An 18,246-nucleotide genomic window follows, 5' to 3' on the forward strand; every position below is an offset into this window, starting at 1 on the left:
CACATTCACACCGACGACTCGTCTCCGGCTCCGCACGCCTGGTTCCTGCTTCCCGCTCATCCTCGGGCCGAGAAGCCCCAGGGCAGGGCCGGTCGGTCCACCCACCAGGGCCTGCGGGGCCGGGTGGGTGGAAGAAGCGGCCGACCAGCGCACGACGACCGCTCGCGCTGGACAGCCGGGGGCGTCGGCGGGACCCTGGCCAGGAGGCAGACGGTCCGGCGCAGCCACAGGTGCGGCTCGGGCGGGCCGGATGCGGTACCGCGTACGGGAGCGCCGATGGACCCTGCGACGGGCAGCGCTCCGCCGGTCGTGGCGGGGGTGGACTCCGAACCCGCCGCCACGGGGATCGTTCGGTACGCCGCCCGCGAGGCTGAACTCCGCTGCGCGGCCCTGTGCCTGTTCCATTCCGTCGACCCGGCCCTGCTTGCCCCGGGCCGGACCAAGCCTGAGCAGGCGGAGCAGATGGCGGCGAGTGTGCTGGCGCCGTACGCGAGGCTGATCCGTTCGGAGTTCCCGCAGTTGACTGTCCGTGAGGAATCGGTGCTCGGACGGCCGGCCGCGGAGCTGGTCGAGCGCTCCGGGGACTGTTCTCTGATCGTGCTGGGCCACCGTGGCCGTGGCGGGTTCCCCCGGCTGCCGCTGGGGTCCGTCGCCCTCCAGACGGCCACCCACGCCCGATGTCCGGTCATCGTGGTGCGGGCACTTCCCTCCGCCCCGGGCGGCCCCGTCGCGGTCGGCTTCGCCCTGCCTGACGACTCGCGGACCGCGCTGCACTTCGCGGCGGAAGAAGCGGCACTGCGTGGAAGGCCATTGGAGATCGTCCACGCCGACTACCGCCCACAGACGCTCACCCTGGGCCTTGCACCACGCGCGCAGACCGACCAGGCAGGCGTCGTACGGGCCGAACACCACGTGCTGGAAGGCGAAGCGGCGCTTCTGCGTGCCCGCCACCCGAGTCTGCGGACCGCCGTCCGCATCGAGCACAGATACCCGGTCCCGACCCTGCCTGGATGCGGGCGAACGCGCGGCGGTGTCGTCGGCCGTGCGGGTGAGCGCGGCCGCGTGGAGCATGCGGCTGCCCCCGTAGCCGGGCAGGAAGCGGGCAGCGCAGGTCGGCGCAGCAGGCCCGCGGCTCGGATGCGCGAACCTCGGCCCCGTCACAGGCTGGAGATAAACCGCCAGCGAGGAGAGTGCGCCATGAACCCGGAAGGCTTCCACGAGGCCACGGTCAAGTTCACCGACCAGGGAGTGATCACCGCAACCAGCGAAGTGATCGACGACGCGTAGAACCCGCTTCACCTACAACTGGACGGGCCCTGGGTCCATATCGTCAAGGACAGCAGCACGCCGACGGCGACCGTCTACACCGTCCCCGCGGAGGCGATCCAGGCGATCACCTGGGACTGGCCCTCCACCCCGTCCGCCCACCAGGTGCGCGGAACCGCCGAGGACTCATAGGTCGACCCCATGCGACCAGAGATCGTCGTCGGACTCGACGGGACCCCCGAGAGCCTGTCCGCAGCCAACTGGGCAGCCCGCGAGGCGAAACGGCACGGGTTCACGCTCCGCCTGCTGCACGTGTGGATCACCGCGCCCGGAACACCGGCAGAGTCGCCCGACATGCCCCTGGAGACCGTCACGGCACGGCGGGTCCTCCAGGACGCGGAAACGGACCTGCAGGAGCGGTACCCGTACGTGCCGGTCACCTCTGAGCTCCTGGCCGCGGACAGTTCCGTCGCGCTGCTGGAGACCGCCGCGAAGGCCGAGCTCCTGGTACTGGGCTCCCAGTCGCTGGGCAGCGCCCAGGGGTATCTGCTCGGTTCGCTCACCCTGCAGGCGGTCGCCGGGTGCGAGCGGCCGGTCGTCCTGGTCCGCACCGAGGATCAGCCTGACGACGTACGCTCCGCTGCTGGGCAGCCCGGCGCGGTGGTTGTCGGGGTGAGCCTTCGCCCCGGCTATGACGGCACCCTCGCGTTCGCCTTCGATGCCGCCGCCAGGCGCTCGGCCACCCTGGTCGCCTTCCTCGCCACCAACAGGCGACGGTCCGTCGTGCTCCGGGAACGGCCGCCGAAGGAGTCCGAGGAACTAGCGGCCCATCAGGCACTCGGCGCGGCGTTGCGCCCGTGGCATGAGAAGTACCCCTACGTCCGCGTGGTCGAGCAGCTCAGCCACGAGAGTCCCGGCAGGGCGTTGGTGGACAGCGCTTCGGGGGCGCGGCTCCTCGTCGTGGGGCGCGGTGGCCATCGCAACCCGCTCACGCCCAGGATCGGCCCCGTGACCCACGCCGCCATCCATCACGCCGCCTGCCCTGTTGTGATCATCCCCCACGACTGACATCCGCCCAGCTCCATAAGCTCGTTGCCGCCGCTGCCCTGTCGGGCAACGCCCGCGGTCGCTTCAACCGGAGGCCTCCAGAAGACTCCGCTCGACGGACTTGTCCGGGCCCCTCACCATGGCAGTACTGCAGGCGCCGCCGACAACGGGAGCGCACATCGTGGCATACCCACCATGTCCGGCCTCAGTGAGGAGAGCGGGGATGACTGGCGATCTGCTGCACGGGCGTCCGCACCGGTGGCCCCCGTTCCTGCGCCGGTTCACGGACTACGCCGGGTTCCACCACTCCCTGTGGGGGGACACCCACAACCTGCCGACCGCTGCGAGGGCTGCCGAGGCGGCACGAATCGCCGCTCCCCTCCAGGACGACGTCGGCAGGATCGCAGTTCAGGCTCCAGCACCGGTCGCCTCGATCACCGCCTCCAATTCCCGACCGGCCCGGCGACGCCCAGCAGCGGGGGCAACGCGCCATTCTGCCAAGATGCGCCGAGCGACGCCGAGCACGACAACTCGTGCGCCGATACCGGGCAGACCCGACGCCAGGCCCTTGCTGCGGCGACAACGACCTCCGGGCCACTGCGATGAACGCCGCGGAAGTGCCGGGCCGGCCCGCAGCGAGAAGCGGCGAAGAAAGTCCGTTACCGGTTCTCACTCTCACGATGAACCCCACGGTCGACATCTGCTGCGACATCGACCACCTGGTGGCCGTCGGCAAGACCCGCGCCGAGGTCAGGTATGTGGCCGCCGGCGGCGGAGGGATCAACGTCGCCCGCGGCGTGGCGCGGTTCGGGGGACGGGCGACCGCCGTCCACACGGCCGGCCAGGAGATCGGCCGGCGCCTGAACCGGCTGCTGGACGAGGAGGGCATCGACCACCTCGCCCTCGGGATCACGGGTGAAACCCGCGAGGCGTTCGTGCTGTTCGAGACCGCGTCACGCCGCAGCTACCACATCGTGCCGCGCGGCCCGCGACTCGACGACGACGAGGCACGGCACTGCCTGGACCTGTTGGAGCGGGCAGCTGGCGCTCACCGGTACGTCGTGGCCAGTGGCAGCCTGCCCGGCGGCCTGCGCGACGACTTCTACACGGCCGTCGCCCGCCGGGTCAGAGGAGCCGGCTCCAGACTGCTGCTGGACACCTCGGGACCGGCCCTGCGCGAGTCGTTGCACGAGGCCGTCTTCCTGCGCAGATGCAACCGCAGCGAGGCCTCCTACCTCGTCGGTCAGGGGCACATGGAGCTGCATGCACCGCCACTGCCGGGCGAGCCCCTCAGCGACGCCGGGGCCGGGGACGGCATGATCGCCGCAATCGTCACCCGGCTGGCCGAGGGCGACGACCCGGTCGGCGCCTGCGCACTCGGGGTTGCCGCGGCTTCCGCATCGATGCTCACCCCCGGCACCGAACCGTGCGACCGAGAGGTGGCCGAGTCGCTCCGCCCCGCAGTGCGGATCAACCGGCTGGCAGGCTGACGACCCGCCCGCCGCCGGGACACGTTCCGCCGCCGGCCCGCCACCTGGCAGCCACCGACGCGCCCCCGCGCCGTCCAGGCGACCGGCCGCGGTCGGCAGCGAACGACAGGCACTGCTACGGCTTGCGCACGCGAGGCCAGCCACATCCGGCAGCCATCCGTGCACGTGCTACAAGCGGCGGCAGCAGGCCGTGCTCCACACGGCGGACTGCCGACGCCCCCCACCCGGGCGAGTGGGCTTGTAGAGTCGATCAGTTGAACACGCCGGCAGCCCGAACGTCCCGTTCCTCGCGGGCGGTGGAGGCCCCACACCCGCGAGGACGGGGAAGGGGCCAACAGACTGAACCGGCGATCCCGCCCCACGCCACGACCTCGCCGTCCGACCCACCCACCCCGCCACCAGCGGCCTCATATGTCGGCTGACCTTGAGAGCGCCCCCACCAGGGTGCACGGTAGTAACTGGGCGGCACACGCCCGCCACCGAGGCGAGGGGTGTTCGGGAAGGAGCTGGTCCATGAGCCGGCGCACCGTTCACGACGTGATGACGCACGACGTCGTCGTCGCACAGCCTGAGAGCACCTTCAAGGAGATCCTTGAACTGTTCCACCGCAACGACATCACCGCCGTCCCGATCGTGGACGAGCGCAGGCACGTGCTCGGGATCGTCTCGGAGGCCGACCTGATCCGCAAGGAGGCCGTCCTCTGGGACAACGAGGACCATCGGACTGTCCTTCGCCGACTTCGTCGCCGCGAGCACGCACGGGCGCAGGCCATGACGGCACAGGGACTGATGACCACCCCGGTGGTGACCGCACGATCCGACTGGAACATCGCCGAGGCGGCCAAGGTCATGGATCGCAGGAAACTCAAGCGGCTACCGGTGACCGGGGCGGAGGACATTCTCGTCGGCATCGTGAGCCGATGCGACCTGCTGCAACCGTTCCTGCGCGCCGACGGGGAGATCGGCGCCGAGATCGTCCACGACGTGCTGGAGAAGACGCTGCCTCAGCCCGCCGCCGCCCTCCGGGACGTCAACCTGACCGTCCGTGACGGCGTGGTCACGCTGTCCGGGACAGTCGAGCGCAAGAGCCTCATCCCGATCGTCGAAGGACTGTGCCGCGCAGTCGACGGCGTGGTCGACGTCCGCCAGAGCCTCGCCTACACCACCGACGACACCCTGATCGACCTCACCCGGCCACCGGCACCGGACGTCAGCCAACCACCGGGCCGCGCGACTACCCCTCCCGCCCCGACCCGCACGGCCGAACACCCCTGACCAGGCCTGGCTCTGGTTCTCGCTCACGAGGATGTCAGCTTCCTGACCCGGAGCAGCCGTGGCCTCGGTCTCGGCTCTCAGGGCCCTCAACCCCGACGGACATCTCGACGAACGCCGAGCCGGTCACCGACGGGAACGGGGCCTCGGCCTCCCCGATCGACCGCCCTGGGCCAGCAACGTCTTGCCGACACCCGGAGGCCCGACCACGGTTCACCACACGCTGTCCCCCCTTTCACTCCGGCAGCCGCCTGCCGCTCGCAGCTGCACAGAAACTCGACGACCTCACTGACCTTCTCCCCCCTCCGTAGTCGGCAACGTCGGCGAAGCGGGTAATCGGCCACTCAGCCTCGAAGATCTTCGCTCGGGATCGACCGACCACACCGAGGCCGCCGCTCATCAGGGTCGCGGCGGATGCCCCGTACCTGGAGCGACCTACAAGCTCGTCGCCGATCTCGGCCGGCCCGTGATGAAGCTCTTCACCTGCCAATCGACCGCGTCCAAGGCCAAGCAGGTCCACCGCACGCCTGGATTCGCGGCCCCTGTCTAACCAACCGACGAACCCGCGTCGGTACCCGGCCACTGCCGGCGACCGTGATGGCGAACGGCCACGGTGCTGGCCCCGCCCGGTCACTCAGCGAAGCTCGCGCCGTGTTCGAGGCCGCCGATCTCCCCGAACTCCCGGCTGCCGCCCGCGTCATCGATCCCCAGCCGCCAATGGCAGCCATCTCCGAACGACTACAGTCGCTCACCGGCGAGGTGCACCGATCGATCGAGGCACATCGACAAACGGTTCACGGCAACGACTGGTCGGGCCGGACCCATCCGCGGGGGCGGCAGTTAAGCCGTTTCAGTTGGGCGCGGCGAGCCTGACCTCGGCGTCCACCACGCCGGGGACGGCGCGCACCAGCCGTTCCATCACCGGCAGGGCCGAAGCGTCGGGCAGCGTCCCGCTCAGCGTGATCCGTCCCTCCTCCGCGCGGACGTCGACGGCCGAAGCCTGTTCGGGCTTCAGCACGGCGAGGAGTTCGAACCTCACTTGGTCGGCGAGGTCCTCGTCGGCGCGCAGGTGGATCTTCAGCAGGTCGCTGCGGCTGACGATGCCGATCAGACAGTCCTCGGCGTCGACCACTGGGAGGCGCTTGAAGTGGCCGCGCGCCATGGCCCGGGCGGCTTCGGCGGTCGGACTGTCGGCGTGGACGGACACGACGGGCGCCGACATCATGTCGGCGGCGGTCAGCCCGTCGGTATTGCCCTGCTCACGCTCTTCAGCGGCCAGCAGGTCCGCCTCGGACACCACGCCGACCACCCGGCCGTCGCCGGCCAGCACCGGGACGGCGCTGACCTTCCACTGCTGAAGGGTCTCCAGGATCTCCCGGAAGGTCGCGTCGCGGCCTACCGCGACCACCGCGTGGGTCATCACCTCGCCGACGGTGTTCCACTGACTGGTCATGGTGTCCTCCAAGGAGGGTGAATCGAGAGCCTTCGGTCACCGGACTGCGCTCGCCGAACCCGCTCCCGCGGAACCGGGCCGTCCGAGCTTCCGACGCGGATCAAGGCGACGGAGGCGGCCAGGTTGAACCTGGCGCCGGTCCCGTGCCCTTGAGCCGAGCGTCATCAGCCCGAGCCGGGTCAGCGCCTCGAACGGCGCGCCCCGGGCCTTGCTGGTTCGGGTCGACCTCAGCGGTCGGCACCGTAGGCACGGGGCTGTTCGACGCGGATATCGGTGTCGTCCTCGCTCCAGTCGAGGGTCGGGTGCACGGCGACCACGCCGTCCACGGCGCGGCACAGTTACTCGGCGATCGGGACGAGACTGCGGCGCGGCAGCCGTCCGGTCAGAGTGACCACACCGTCGCGGACGACGACCTGGACGTCACCCGGTGCCAGCCACAGCGTCCGGCCGAGCACGTCGTGGACGATCTCCTCGCGGATGGCAGCGTCGTGGCGCAGGAAGACCTGCAGCAGGTCGCGGCGGCTGACGATGCCGACCAGTCGACCGACCTCGTCGACCACGGGCAGGCGCTTGACGTTGTACTTGTCCATGGCTCGGGCGGCCTCCGCGACGGACCAGGAGGCGTGGGCTGTGACTGCCGGGCTGGTCATCAGCCCGCCGGCAGTCTCGGCCTCGGCCCGGGCCCGTTCCTCGGGCCTGAGCCACCGGCCGGGGTGTCGGCCCTCCGGGTCGGGCAGGACGGCCTCCTTGCGGATCAGATCGGCCTCGGAGACGATGCCGATCGGACGCTCCTGTTCGTCGACGACTGGGATTGCGGTGACGTCGTTGCGGTGGAACAGCGCCGCGATCTCCTTGAAGGGCGTGTCGGGCCCGGCAGTGACGACCTCCCGGGTCATCACGTCGTGGACACTGCGGTGCTGCATGGTCCTCACTCCTCCACCGGCTGGACTCCCTACTCACACTGTCCGCCCGCGGGAGCGGGACCGCACGGGGCCGTTCGGACCGGCCGCCAGGGCCGACACACCCCGCGCCGACCGAGCAGCCACCAGCCATCATGGGAAGTGACCACTCCCCTCGGAGGTCGCCATGACGGCGGACGCCACCGCCCCTCATCCGCAGCCCCGCCCAGGCCTGCTGACCTTCCTCGGCGGTGTCGGCACCGTCACCGGCAGCAAGTTCCTGATCGAGACCGACCGCGCCCGGGTCATGGTCGACTGCGGCATGTTCCAAGGGCTCGCCGAACTGCGCCGACTCAACCGCCGGCCACTCCCCCTCGATCCGGCCGACATCGACGCGGTGGTCCTCACCCACGCGCACCTGGACCACTGCGGCTACCTGCCCAAACTCGTACGGGACGGCTTCCGCGGACCTGTACTGACCACCCCCGACACCGCGCGCCTCGCCGAGCTGATCCTGCGCGACAGCGCCCACCTGCTCCGTGAGGACGCCGACCACGCCAACCAGCACGGCTGGTCCAAGCACCGCCCCGCCGAACCGCTCTACGACGAGGACGACGTCGAGAAGACCCTGCGCATGTTCGACCCCGTCCGACTGGACTCCGACGTCGAGATCACCGGCGGCATGGTGCTGCGACTGCACCACGGCGGCCACATCCTCGGCTCCGCCTGGGCCCATCTGACCATGGAGGACGGTCACACCCTCGCGGCCAGCGGCGACCTCGGCCGGCCCGTCCACCCGCTGCTGCGGCCGCCCGAGCCGTTCACCGGCGCGGACGTCCTGCTGATGGAGTCCACCTACGGCAACCGCTACCACGAGGAGACCGCGGCCCGCGAATGGTTCGCCGCCGCGATCAACCGCACCCTCGCCCGCGGCGGCACGGTCGTCATCCCCTCCTTCGCCGTCGACCGTACCGAGGTCGTCCTGCACCAACTCGCCGAGCTGCGCCGGAGCGGACGGCTGCCCGCCGGCGCGCCCGTCTACGTGGACAGCCCGATGGCCCTGGCCGCCCTGCAGATCTACCGCGAGGCGTTCGCCCGGCGCTCAGGCCAGCTGCGTCCCGAAATCCTCGACGAAGGCTCTTCGGCCCTCGACCCCGAACCGTTCCAGCTGATTCACTCCCTCCAGGAATCGCTGGCCCTGGAGCACTCCAGCGTGCCGTCCGTCCTGGTCTCCGCCTCCGGCATGGCCACCGGCGGCCGCGTCGTCCACCACCTGCACCGACTGCTGCCCGACCCCCGCAACACCGTCATCGTCGTCGGCTTCGCCGCCGCCGGCACCCGCGCCCGCGACCTCGTCGACGGCGCCCGGGTGCTCAAGATGTACGGCACCTACGTCCCGGTACGCGCCGAGGTCGTCAACGTGCCCGCCTTCTCGGCCCACGCCGACGCCGCCGAGATCATCGAATGGCTGCGCCACGCACCGCCTCCGAGCGCCACCTACCTGGTCCACGGCGAGCCGGACGGCGCGCAGGCCCTGCGCGACCGGATCGACCGCGAACTCGGATGGACGGCCGTCGTCCCCCGCTCCGGCGAACGCGTCCTGGTCCGCTGAGCGATCGTGGGGCCGATGGAAGTACGCCGGAAGGCAGCCATCCCCGGTGAAGCATTGACACCCGTCGACGCCGGGCGGCAGCCACTCCACTCCGCCGCGTCGCGTCCCGGATCGCGCAGCCTGCACGACCCACTGATGCTGGCAGTGAAATCGGTATAACGGTAGGAGGCATGTGGTGAGCGAGGAAGTCGGTTCGTCGACTCGAATCGTGGTGGGTGTGGACGGTTCACCGGCGTCGAAGGCAGCGCTGCGCTGGGCGGTCCGGCAGGCCGCGATGACAGGCGGCAGTATCGACGTGCTGATCGCCTGGCAGTACCCGGTCGGCTACGGCTGGCCCGCTCCCGTCCTCGGGTCCTTCGACTTCACCGGCACCGCGCGGCAGATCCTGGCCGACGCCGTCACCGAGACCGTGGGCACCGCCCCGCAGGTCGAGATCCGCCAGCACGTCGTTCAGGACCATCCGGCTGCGGCGCTGCTCAAGGCCGCCGCCGACACCGACCTGCTCGTCGTGGGCAACCGCGGACACGGCGGCTTCACCGAAGCCCTCCTCGGGTCGGTGGGCCAGCACTGTGTCCAGCACGCCCGCTGCCCGGTCGTCGTCGTACGCGCCACCGAGCCCGAGCCCGGCGCGGAGCCATGATCGGCGAGCCGAAAGCCCCTGACCGCAATGGGCTACACAGCTGAGGATACGAAACCCTGGGCCGTACATGAGCCGACGGCTCGGGACGGGAGAGCGTTGTGAGTGATCCGGTGATCGTGGGGGGGATGGTTCCGCCTCCAGCCTGGACGCGGTGGACGTCGCGGCCCGCGAAGCCCGCCTGCGCGGGGCGGCACTGCGCGTGGTGCACGCGTTCGCCCATTCGCCGGGGCGGCTGACGGCCGGTGCGCCACCCTGGCATCCGGCCGACTACGGCCTGGAGCCGATGCTACAAGGGGTGCTGGCTCGGGCCGAGGAGCGGGCGCGCATGCTCGCCCCGGACGTCGAGATCACCCGGTCCATCGTGGCTGGTGGCTGAGCGGAACGCCCGGTCAACCTTGGCCCACACCATCGCGTCCCACTCGCCCTGGCGCTGGGTGAGCCACGGCCCAAGGTCGGGACGCTTCCACGGCGTGATCTGGGCCGAGACATCCAGGTCCTCGAAGGACCCGACGATCTCCCACTCCTTGGAGACCGCATGACGTGTCGCCGACTCCGCCTGGACCAGGTGCGAGACCTTGCCCTCGTCCCCGTGCGTGTCCGACACACGCGAACCCACCACCGCCCGAACCGGCACCGAAGCCGTCATGATGCTCACAGGAGGTCCCCTACCGCCCAGGCCAGCGGGCACCCTCGAACAGGCTGTTCTCGAACGAGTGGACTCTTTTGGAAAAGGCGTCCATCCGCTGGCGAATCGACCTCATCGTGTCCACCAGGAATCTTGCCGACAAGGCCGTCGAGGCATACGTCGAGCGTGCTGCCACCCACGCCGAGCGCTGGTCCGACCACGCACCAGTCACTGCAGTATTCGATCTGAACAACTAGTCGGCAGGAACGCGTAGTCCAACAGAATCAGGAGGCAGCCCGGCGTGCGGCATTTCACAAGTCAGACTGCTTCTCGACAGCAAATACGCCAGCGGCGAAGCAAGCCTCACGGCACTCCGTGAGCCATCCACACATAGGCCCGGACGGTGAGCGGATGCCCAGCCGGCAGGACTACGACCTGGCCCTCCGTGCTGAGCTCCTCGGTGTGAAACCCGGCCGTCGAGTCGAACGGCCGGTGCAGCAGCGCCACATCGGCCCGACCCTCGCGCAGGAGTCGTGCCTGCTCGGCCGGGCCGCACAGAATGACCTCGACGGGAACCGCGCCGGGTTCGGCGGCGTACGCGTCGAGAAGCTTCGCCAGCAGTTCGCTGGACGCGCTGGCTTTCGTGACCAGGACCACGCCGGTACCGCCGGTCACGGAAAGGGCGGCGCGGCGGGTCCGACGCTCGGCGGCGTCGACCGCGTCGAGGGCCGCCCGGCCCTCGACCAACAGCACCGAACCGGCCTCGGTCAGCGTGACGCTGCCGCTGGTCCGATCCAGCAGCGCCGCCCCGAGCCTGCGTTCGAGCTGCCGGGTCGGCCAGGTTCAGCGGCTGCCCGTCTGTTCGCGCAGCCACCGGCTGGAGGGCATGCTCTCCTTTCCCAACCTCTCGAGGGCCTGGCTGAGGTAGGGCGCGGGGAAGTCAAGTCGCCTGCGGCGGGGGATCAGCAGGGCCGCGCGGCGGGCGGCCCGTAGGACCGCGGTCGCCACCGGCGCCGGCAAGCCCGAACGGCCGTAGTGACGGTGGGCCCAGTCCGGCAGCAGGGAGTACCCCAGGTGGGAAGCGGCGCTCCACGCCGGTCGCAGTACGCGGTGCGTCCCGTGCAGGGGTGGGCGCGAGACGAAGCGGTGGATCGCCCTTGCCTCGGCGGAGGCGGCCAGCGCGGGCCGGACGGCTGACAGGTAGTCCTCCAGGTCCGCGACCGAGCCGGGAGCGTCAGCGGCCGGAAGTCCCACCAGGGCCGCGGTCCGGCGCTGCTCGCGGACGTAGCGGTCCGCCTGTTGGTCCGTCAAGTTCAGGCCGCCCCGCAGGACGGCGTGCAGGTTGGACCTGACCAGCGCGCAGTGCACCCAGAGCAAGAGGTCGGGGGCGTCCAGCCGGTGGCTCTTGCCGCTCTTCGGATCGCGGATGCGCAGCCGCTCGTGCACGGCCCGGACCCGGGCGCCAGCCCGCTCCGCCTGGTCCCGGGTGCCCCACGTGGTCGCGACGATGAAGGAACCGGTGCCCACGAGTCGACCGAACGGGTCTTCCTCAAAGGAGGAGTTCTGCGCTATGCCCAGCGCCGCGATCGGATGCAAGGCCTGGAGATGCAGCGCGCTGATACCGCCGATCCACATCGCAGGGTCCGCGTGGAGGTGCCAGGTGACCGAGGACGGACCGAAAAGCCCCGCATCGATGGGGTTCTGGCCACCGGGGTGGATGAGGGTACGCACGGCTGGCCTTTCCTGTTCTGCTACGGCGTGGACTTCCTGCAAGGCAGACGAACATGCCCGGGCTCCTCCGCCCCAGGCAGCCGCCCACAGCGCGATCGCACAGGGCCTTCGGGCGGTCCTCAGCACCGCGCGCAGTGCGCTCGGGTCGATGCCGAGGGTGCGGGGGATCCGCGGTTCGCTCCAGCCACAGCGCGCGTCGACTTGCCGGAGCCCGAGGGGCCGATCAGCACCACAACCTCACCGCGGACGATGTCCAGGTCGATGTCCTGCAGCACATGCAGGGCACTGAAGTGCTTATTGACACCTCGAATCGACACCAACGTCATCGCCGCCCCGCTTCCAAGGTCGCCGCTTCCTGATCCTGTGCCCCCTTACGGCCCCGGCGACGGGTTGGTTCACGTCCGAGTCGTACTTTCCCGGCGGGCGCGGACTGCCGGTCGCGCCGACTGGCGGACCGCGCTGCACGGTCTGCTGCGGACGGCCCGAAAGTCGCTGACGCCGGGTTGAACCTCAGCGAGCGGTCAGCCGTAAACGCGGTCGGTCCGGCCGGATCACACTGTGAGGACTCCGGCCGGACCGACCATCCGGCTGCCGAACCGCTCGGCGGCCGGACCGATTCCGATCAGAACTGCCCGGAGGCTGCCCGCATGTCTTCAGAAGTCCCTTGGATGGAAAGGGAGTCGGGCACGCAACCGGTGCCTCCACTCACGCCGGAGCGCCTCCTGGCAGGCCTCGCGCTGGCCGTACCCGTAGTCGCGTTGCTGTGGGTCCCCTCGTACAGCAAGCCGGCCCCGGCGCTCGGCGGGGTGCCGTTCTTCTACTGGTACCAGCTGATGTGGGTGCCGCTGGCGGCGGTCTTCACCGCTGCGGCTCATCTGCTGCTCTCCCGGGATGAGAAGCACCGCGCAGCCGCACGCGGCGGTGACGCCCAATGACGCGCCTCGCCGATGGGGTGAACGCCCCCGCGCTCACGGTGTTCCTCCTGCTGCTCGCCCTGGTGACCGTGCTCGGGTTCCTGGCCGCGCACTGGCGACGGGCGGACAACGCTCTCGACCTGCACGAATGGGGCCTCGGCGGCCGTTCGTTCGGCACCTGGGTGACCTGGTTCCTGCTCGGCGGCGACGTGTACACCGCCTACACCTTCATCGCGGTGCCGGCGGCCGTGTACGGCACCGGGTCGGCAGGCTTCTGGTCGGTGCCGTACGCGGTCGTGGTCTACCCGCTGGTGTTCCTACTGCTGCCCAGGCTGTGGTCGGTGGCCCGGGTGCACGGCTACGTCACCCCGGCCGACTTCGTGCGCGGCCGCTACGGCTCCCGGGCGCTGAGCCTGGCCGTGGCGCTCACCGGCATTCTCGCCACCATGCCCTATGTCGCGCTGCAACTGGTAGGGCTGGAAACGGTGTTGAACGTGCTGGGAATCGGCGGCGGCCAGGCCGCCAACCCACTGGTCCGGGATCTGCCGCTACTGATCGCCTTCGCGGTACTGGCCGCATACACCTACTCCTCCGGCCTGCGGGCGCCGGCAGTGATCGCCTTCGTCAAGGACACCCTGGTCTATATCGTCATCATCGTCGCGGTGGTCTACCTCCCGATGCGGCTGGGCGGCTACGGGCACATCTTCGACACGGCCGCCGCCAAGTTCCAGGCGGTGAACCCTGTCACCCACCAGCCGACCGGTTCGCTGGTGCCGGGCCCCAAGGCCCAGTGGGCCTACGCCACGCTGGCGCTCGGATCGGCCCTGGGCCTCTTCATGTACCCGCACACCCTCACCGGCGTGCTCGCTGCGAAGTCCCGGCGGGTGGTGCGGCGCAACATGGCCATCCTGCCGGCCTACACGCTGATGCTCGGCCTGCTGGCGCTTCTCGGCTTCATGGCCGTCACCGCCGGCGTCGGCCAGGGCGTGAAGGGCTACAACGCCCAACTGGCCATTCCCCAGTTGTTCGACAAGTTTTTCCCCGGCTGGTTCGCCGGCGTGGCCTTCGCGGCCATCGGCATCGGTGCGCTCGTCCCAGCGGCGATCATGTCCATCGGCGCGGCCAACCTCTTCACCCGCAACGTCTACAAGGAGTTCCTGAAGCCGGACGCCACCTTGGAGCAGCAGACCAAGGTCGCCAAACTCGCATCCCTGATGGTCAAGTTCGGCGCCCTGGCGTTCGTCGTCGGCATGGACAAGCAGTTCGCGATCAACCTGCAGCTGCTGGGCGGCCTGTGGATCCTGCAGACCCTGCCGACCGTCACCGCGGGCCTGTTCACCCGCTGGTTCCACCGCTGGGCGCTACTGGCCGGCTGGGCCGTGGGCATGGCGTACGGCACCTGGCAGGCGTACGGGATCGCCACCCCGGCCACCAGGCACTTCGGCGGCAGCACCGCGGTGATCCCGTTCATCGGCGAGACCGGGTACATCGGACTGACCGCCTTCGCCCTCAACCTGCTCGTCGCGCTCGCCCTCACCGTGCTGCTGCGGGCCCTCGGTGCCCCGCAGGGCAAGGACGAGACCAGCCCGGAGGACTACCGTGCCGAGGCCGAGACAGCGGCGGACGCCCCCGAGCCTGCGCCGGTCCCGGCGCTGACCGCCGCGAGCTGACGCCCGCGGACGGCCGGAAGGGGTGGCGCCGTTCGGCGCCGCCCCTCGAACCGGGCGGAGAACGCCCGGACGAGTTCAGGCGCGTGGGCCGGGCGGTGGCGAAATCCGCACACCCGGTGGGCACTTGGGGATCCGCACGGCGACCTCCAGCCTGTCGCCGAACCGGGCCCGGATCAGGTTGAGGTACTGGTCGATGGAGCGCAGTTCGTCGGCGAGGCTCGTGAAGTCACCGTGCCGGCGGAACGAGTACCGGGTGAACTCGGCAAACTCCGACAACAGTTCACGGGCCCGGTCGGGGTCGGTGCGGACGAAGGAGGCGATGGCGGCCGGCGAGTTGAAGATGAAGTGCGGGGAGATCTGTGCCCGCAGGGTGCGGATCTCCGCCTCGATCAGGTCCCGGCGTGAGCGGTCGAGCTCGGCCAACTCCAGCTGCACGGCCACCCAGCGCGCGACGTCGCCGGTGGCCCGCACCAGCACCGGCGAGTCCTCCGGGCCGTACACCGCAAGTGTGCCGACCACCCGGCCGTCGACCTCCAGTGGTGCGACGGCGGCCCAGCGGACCAAGCGTCGGCCTGGACGGCGAAGCCCTCGTGCGCGGTGACGAAGACCACGGTCGGCGGTCTGGCGAACCCGGCCAGCAGGCGGCCGTGTCCAGACCGCTGAGCCCGGGCATGTCGATGTCCAGGAACACTACGTCGAGCCGGTCCTCGCCGTCCGGCCCGGCCTCCAGCGCCCGGCCGATCCGCCGCAGCGCCCCGGTCGCGTCGGCGGCACCCTCGGCCCGCTCCACCCCAGGGTCGGAGCGGAGCAGGTACAGCAGTTCCTCCAGGGCCGGCGGCTCGTCGTCCACCGCCAGTACGCGCAGCATGGCGAAGGAGTCCAGCCAGGCCGCCCGACCAGCCACGGGGTCGGGCCGGCGGGTACGGCGCAGCAGCGGGGTACCGCCGAGCAGCAGGGTCACAGCGGCAGCTGCCGCGGCCTTCATGTCTGCTGTCACGGTGAGGCTCCCGTCGGTCCGGCTGTCGTCACGCGCCCGGGCACGAGTCCAAACGCACGGAGGGGGCGGCAGAGCCCACCCGTGTCGTCAGGCGGCGCGCGGCAGTTCCCCGGGCATCCGGTGCCACTGGTCGGCGGCCTGGTCCGCGCGCCGTCCGGTGTCCACGCCGAGGTGCTCGGGGAGTTCCAGCGGTACTGGGGTCGGTCCGCCCACCAGGTCGAGCACCCACAGCACCGTCCGGACCGTGTGCAGCGCGGCCTGCTTATGGCCGGGATGGCTCCGGGATTCAATCCGGTCCGAAAATTCCTGTTCCGAGTCGCGACCGCGGTCAGGCGTCAGGGCACCAGGCCGTGCTCGCGCAGCGCCAGGCGCAGCGCGCGGATGGCATAGAAGCAGCGGGACTTGACGGTTCCTTCGGGCACCCCGAGCAGTTCGGCGGTCTCGGAGAGCGAGCGGTAATTGAAGTAGATCTCGGTGAGCACCGCCCGGTGCGCCTCGGTCAGCGAGGACAGTGCCTGGCGCACCGACCAGGTGTTGAGCAGCCGGTCGATCTCGTTACCGAGCGCGGACTCCTCGGCGAAGACCGTGAGGTCGGGCGAGCCCACCTCGGTGGGCCGGCTGCCGCGCGCCCGCAGATGGTCGATCAGCAGGTTGCGGGCGACGCGGTAGAGCCAGCGCAGCGGCGTGCCCTGCTGGGCGGAGAGGATCTCCGGGTGGCGCCAGGCACGCACGAAGGTCTCCTGGGTGAGATCCTCCGCGAGCTGTGCGTCGCCAAGGGTGCGCTTGGCGAGGTAGCCGTGCACGGCCCGGTGGTGTGTGGTGAGCAGGCTCCGGAACTCTGCGTCGGCCATCCGCGGCCGGTCGGCGGGGGCGGCCGGGGTCTGGGTGGCGAAGTCCTGGGCGTGCTCGGTCATGAGGGTCCTCTGGTCGGGTGAAGGCGTCGCTGCTCTGGCGAGGTGATCCGAGCCTCTCGGCCGGCCGGGCCGGGGACATCCGCCAACTGGCGCCGGACCTGCGCGGATCCGGCGCTTCTCGCCGGCAACCGGGCCATTCGTCGTGCCGACGCCGCACCGCCGGCGCCGGAAGGTACGACGAACGGTCGAGCGGTGATCGTCTCCGACCCCCGCCACCGATCCACCGTCACGCCGCCGACCTGCGAGTTCGCGCCAGTTGGCGGGTGTTCGTGACAGCCCGGACGGGCGGCCGGCCGCACTGCTCCGAACGGCGGGCCGAAAACGCGGAAACGGCCCGGTCAGCATGACCGGGCCGTCCCCTTTCGCGAGGTCGGAGATGATCAGACGGGTACCGAAACCAGCTCCCGCCCGTCCGCGGTGCGCACCTCGAAGTGGTCGAGCTGCTGCCGGGACAGCGAGGTGCCGCCGTGCACCAGCAGCGGATCCGGGTGCCCGGGCACGCCGTACCCGGCCGCCGGTACGGACCAACTGGTCACCGACTCCCGTTGCCCGCTCCTGGAGACCGCCACCAGCGAGCAGACCAGCGGCCCGTCGACACCACCGAGCTGGAGCGCGACATGCGTGCCCCAGGCCTTGTCCTCCAGGCCGATCACCCCGGTCACGCCGGTCGCCGGGTCGGTGGCGCCGTGCTGCTCACCGGTCATCATCAGCATGGCGGCCGGGCTCGGCGTGGGGCCGGCGGGCCCGCTCGCCACCGCCTGTACTGAGCCCAGGCGCAGCGAGACGAAGGGCGCGGCCACCAGCAGCGCGGCGGCAGCGGTCAGCGCCGCCGCCGTCCGCCAGGTGCGGCGGTGCCGGTCCCGGGCCACGTCCCGAAGCAGCTGGTCCAGCAGTTCGTCGTCCGGCCCGGCGGTGGACCGGACGTCATCCACCTCCGGCGGATCCCCCATGAGCGGGAGCAGCAGCTCGCGGACCGACTGGAAGGAGCCGATCTCGCTCAGGCACTGGTCGCAGTCGAGCAGGTGCTCCTCGAACCGGTCGGACTCCGGGCCGTCCAGTCCGCCGAGCACATAGGCGCCGAGGCCGGCGCAGTCGGGGCTACGGTTCACCAGGCCGATTCCTGTTCTTCGATGGCGAGGGCCAGGCGGTGCAGCCCGTAGTAGAGACGGGACTTCACCGCCTCGGGCGGAAGACCGAGGACCTCGGCCGCCTGCCGAACTTTCCGGCCCTTCAGGAACGTCTCGACCAGCGCCGCCCGGTGCTCGGGCGGCAGTCCGGCCAGCGTGTCGGCGATGGGCAGCTCGCTGCCGGGCCGGGCCGGCGGCCGGCCGGGCGCCGGTGAGGCCGCGACGCCACGCCGCCGACGCCACAGGCCGAAGCGCGGACGCCTGACGGACAGCCGACGCATCTCGTCGGCCAGCCAACCTGCCAGGTCGGCACCGACCCGACCGGCCGGCCGGCGGACGGCGTTCAGCAGCGCGGTGCGGAGCAGCGCGTGAGCCTGCGTCCGGTCACCGCCCGCGAGGGTGAGGGCATGCGGATACACGGCGGCGGCGTGCCGCGCGTACAGCTCACATGCCAGCCGCTCCTGCACACGCTTCGTCAACCCGCGATCTCCCGTCTCGGCTCCCCCACTCCACGTACGGAGCGAACCGCAGGTTCAGCGTGATCCACATCACAGCCCGAGGGTCCGGACCCGCCATCGGGTAGCCTCCT

General features: G+C 70.9%; 16 protein-coding genes and 5 pseudogenes. 9 read left to right on the forward strand and 12 right to left on the reverse strand.

From position 1 onward, the window contains the following. Window positions 1–276 precede the first annotated feature (276 nt). The 4 genes from ACIBEC_RS17600 (at window position 277) to ACIBEC_RS17615 (ending at window position 5,078) form a co-directional block, all read left to right on the forward strand. Window positions 277–1,287 carry a universal stress protein gene (locus ACIBEC_RS17600; RefSeq protein WP_396287962.1) on the forward strand — a complete coding sequence of 337 codons (1,011 nt, stop codon included), beginning with the start codon at window positions 277–279 and terminating at the stop codon, window positions 1,285–1,287. A gap of 180 nt (window positions 1,288–1,467) precedes the next feature. Then, the gene (locus ACIBEC_RS17605; protein ID WP_360503858.1) at window positions 1,468–2,334 is read left to right on the forward strand and encodes a universal stress protein; all 867 of its coding nucleotides are present in this window, start codon (window positions 1,468–1,470) and stop codon (window positions 2,332–2,334) included. A 659-nt stretch (window positions 2,335–2,993) separates the two neighbouring features. Further along, the gene (locus tag ACIBEC_RS17610; protein WP_360503856.1) at window positions 2,994–3,803 is read left to right on the forward strand and encodes a PfkB family carbohydrate kinase; all 810 of its coding nucleotides are present in this window, start codon (window positions 2,994–2,996) and stop codon (window positions 3,801–3,803) included. Between the two features lie 513 nt (window positions 3,804–4,316). Further along, window positions 4,317–5,078: a CBS domain-containing protein gene (locus ACIBEC_RS17615; RefSeq protein ID WP_360503854.1), complete on the forward strand. Its 762-nt coding sequence runs from the start codon at window positions 4,317–4,319 to the stop codon at window positions 5,076–5,078. Window positions 5,079–5,925: 847 nt separating this feature from the next. Here ACIBEC_RS17615 and ACIBEC_RS17620 read toward each other — a convergent pair. Next, window positions 5,926–6,528 carry a CBS domain-containing protein gene (locus ACIBEC_RS17620; protein WP_360503852.1) on the reverse strand — a complete coding sequence of 201 codons (603 nt, stop codon included), beginning with the start codon at window positions 6,526–6,528 and terminating at the stop codon, window positions 5,926–5,928. 338 nt (window positions 6,529–6,866) lie between these two features. Next, window positions 6,867–7,451, reverse strand: coding sequence for a CBS domain-containing protein (locus ACIBEC_RS17625; RefSeq protein WP_360503851.1), 585 nt, complete (start codon window positions 7,449–7,451; stop codon window positions 6,867–6,869). Between the two features lie 163 nt (window positions 7,452–7,614). Here ACIBEC_RS17625 and ACIBEC_RS17630 point away from each other — a divergent pair, with 163 nt between their 5' ends. Together ACIBEC_RS17630 and ACIBEC_RS17635 are read left to right on the forward strand one after the other, a co-directional pair. Then, window positions 7,615–9,039: an MBL fold metallo-hydrolase gene (locus tag ACIBEC_RS17630; RefSeq protein ID WP_360503849.1), complete on the forward strand. Its 1,425-nt coding sequence runs from the start codon at window positions 7,615–7,617 to the stop codon at window positions 9,037–9,039. Window positions 9,040–9,214: 175 nt separating this feature from the next. Further along, the gene (locus ACIBEC_RS17635) at window positions 9,215–9,679 is read left to right on the forward strand and encodes a universal stress protein (protein ID WP_360503847.1); all 465 of its coding nucleotides are present in this window, start codon (window positions 9,215–9,217) and stop codon (window positions 9,677–9,679) included. A gap of 286 nt (window positions 9,680–9,965) precedes the next feature. Here the strand turns inward: ACIBEC_RS17635 and ACIBEC_RS17640 are convergent, their stop codons facing one another. After that, a complete protein-coding gene (locus ACIBEC_RS17640) occupies window positions 9,966–10,325 on the reverse strand; it encodes a recombinase family protein (protein WP_360504008.1) in 360 nt (119 codons plus the stop codon). Window positions 10,326–10,423: 98 nt separating this feature from the next. On the opposite strand from ACIBEC_RS17640, the pseudogene ACIBEC_RS17645 reads away from it, so the two are divergent. Continuing rightward, window positions 10,424–10,561 (forward strand): annotated as a pseudogene (locus tag ACIBEC_RS17645) (exodeoxyribonuclease III); the annotation flags it as partial. Window positions 10,562–10,682: 121 nt separating this feature from the next. On the opposite strand, the pseudogene ACIBEC_RS17650 reads toward ACIBEC_RS17645, so the two are convergent. The 3 genes and pseudogenes from ACIBEC_RS17650 to ACIBEC_RS17660 all read right to left on the reverse strand — a co-directional run. Beyond that, window positions 10,683–11,135, reverse strand: a pseudogene (locus tag ACIBEC_RS17650) (LysR family transcriptional regulator); the annotation flags it as partial. A 12-nt stretch (window positions 11,136–11,147) separates the two neighbouring features. After that, window positions 11,148–12,035, reverse strand: coding sequence for an oxygenase MpaB family protein (locus ACIBEC_RS17655; RefSeq protein WP_360503843.1), 888 nt, complete (start codon window positions 12,033–12,035; stop codon window positions 11,148–11,150). A 194-nt stretch (window positions 12,036–12,229) separates the two neighbouring features. After that, window positions 12,230–12,361, reverse strand: a pseudogene (locus ACIBEC_RS17660) (ATP-binding cassette domain-containing protein); the annotation flags it as partial. A gap of 369 nt (window positions 12,362–12,730) precedes the next feature. Here ACIBEC_RS17660 and ACIBEC_RS17665 point away from each other — a divergent pair. Continuing rightward, window positions 12,731–12,970: a DUF3311 domain-containing protein gene (locus tag ACIBEC_RS17665; protein ID WP_360503841.1), complete on the forward strand. Its 240-nt coding sequence runs from the start codon at window positions 12,731–12,733 to the stop codon at window positions 12,968–12,970. Beyond that, on the forward strand, window positions 12,967–14,619 hold the full coding sequence (gene mctP, locus ACIBEC_RS17670; RefSeq protein WP_360503839.1) for a monocarboxylate uptake permease MctP: 1,653 nt from the start codon (window positions 12,967–12,969) through the stop codon (window positions 14,617–14,619). Before ACIBEC_RS17665 ends, mctP begins: the two co-directional genes overlap by 4 nt. 129 nt (window positions 14,620–14,748) lie before the next feature. On the opposite strand, the pseudogene ACIBEC_RS17675 reads toward mctP, so the two are convergent. The 6 genes and pseudogenes from ACIBEC_RS17675 to ACIBEC_RS17700 all read right to left on the reverse strand — a co-directional run. Next, window positions 14,749–15,180, reverse strand: a pseudogene (locus ACIBEC_RS17675) (sensor histidine kinase); the annotation flags it as partial. Window positions 15,181–15,188: 8 nt separating this feature from the next. Next, window positions 15,189–15,487: pseudogene (locus ACIBEC_RS17680) on the reverse strand (response regulator); the annotation flags it as partial. 216 nt (window positions 15,488–15,703) lie between these two features. Beyond that, complete coding sequence (locus tag ACIBEC_RS17685) at window positions 15,704–15,850, reverse strand: hypothetical protein (RefSeq protein ID WP_360503837.1); 147 nt, start codon at window positions 15,848–15,850, stop codon at window positions 15,704–15,706. Between the two features lie 101 nt (window positions 15,851–15,951). Further along, on the reverse strand, window positions 15,952–16,530 hold the full coding sequence (locus tag ACIBEC_RS17690; protein WP_360503835.1) for a sigma-70 family RNA polymerase sigma factor: 579 nt from the start codon (window positions 16,528–16,530) through the stop codon (window positions 15,952–15,954). A 380-nt stretch (window positions 16,531–16,910) separates the two neighbouring features. Then, a complete protein-coding gene (locus tag ACIBEC_RS17695; protein WP_360503833.1) occupies window positions 16,911–17,639 on the reverse strand; it encodes a zf-HC2 domain-containing protein in 729 nt (242 codons plus the stop codon). Then, window positions 17,636–18,136, reverse strand: a complete 501-nt coding sequence (locus tag ACIBEC_RS17700; protein ID WP_360503831.1) for a sigma factor-like helix-turn-helix DNA-binding protein — start codon at window positions 18,134–18,136, stop codon at window positions 17,636–17,638. Before ACIBEC_RS17700 ends, ACIBEC_RS17695 begins: the two co-directional genes overlap by 4 nt. Between the last annotated feature and the right edge of the window lie 110 nt (window positions 18,137–18,246).

It is taken from the genome of Kitasatospora sp. NPDC051164 (assembly GCF_044455625.1).
GTDB lineage: Bacteria > Actinomycetota > Actinomycetes > Streptomycetales > Streptomycetaceae > Kitasatospora.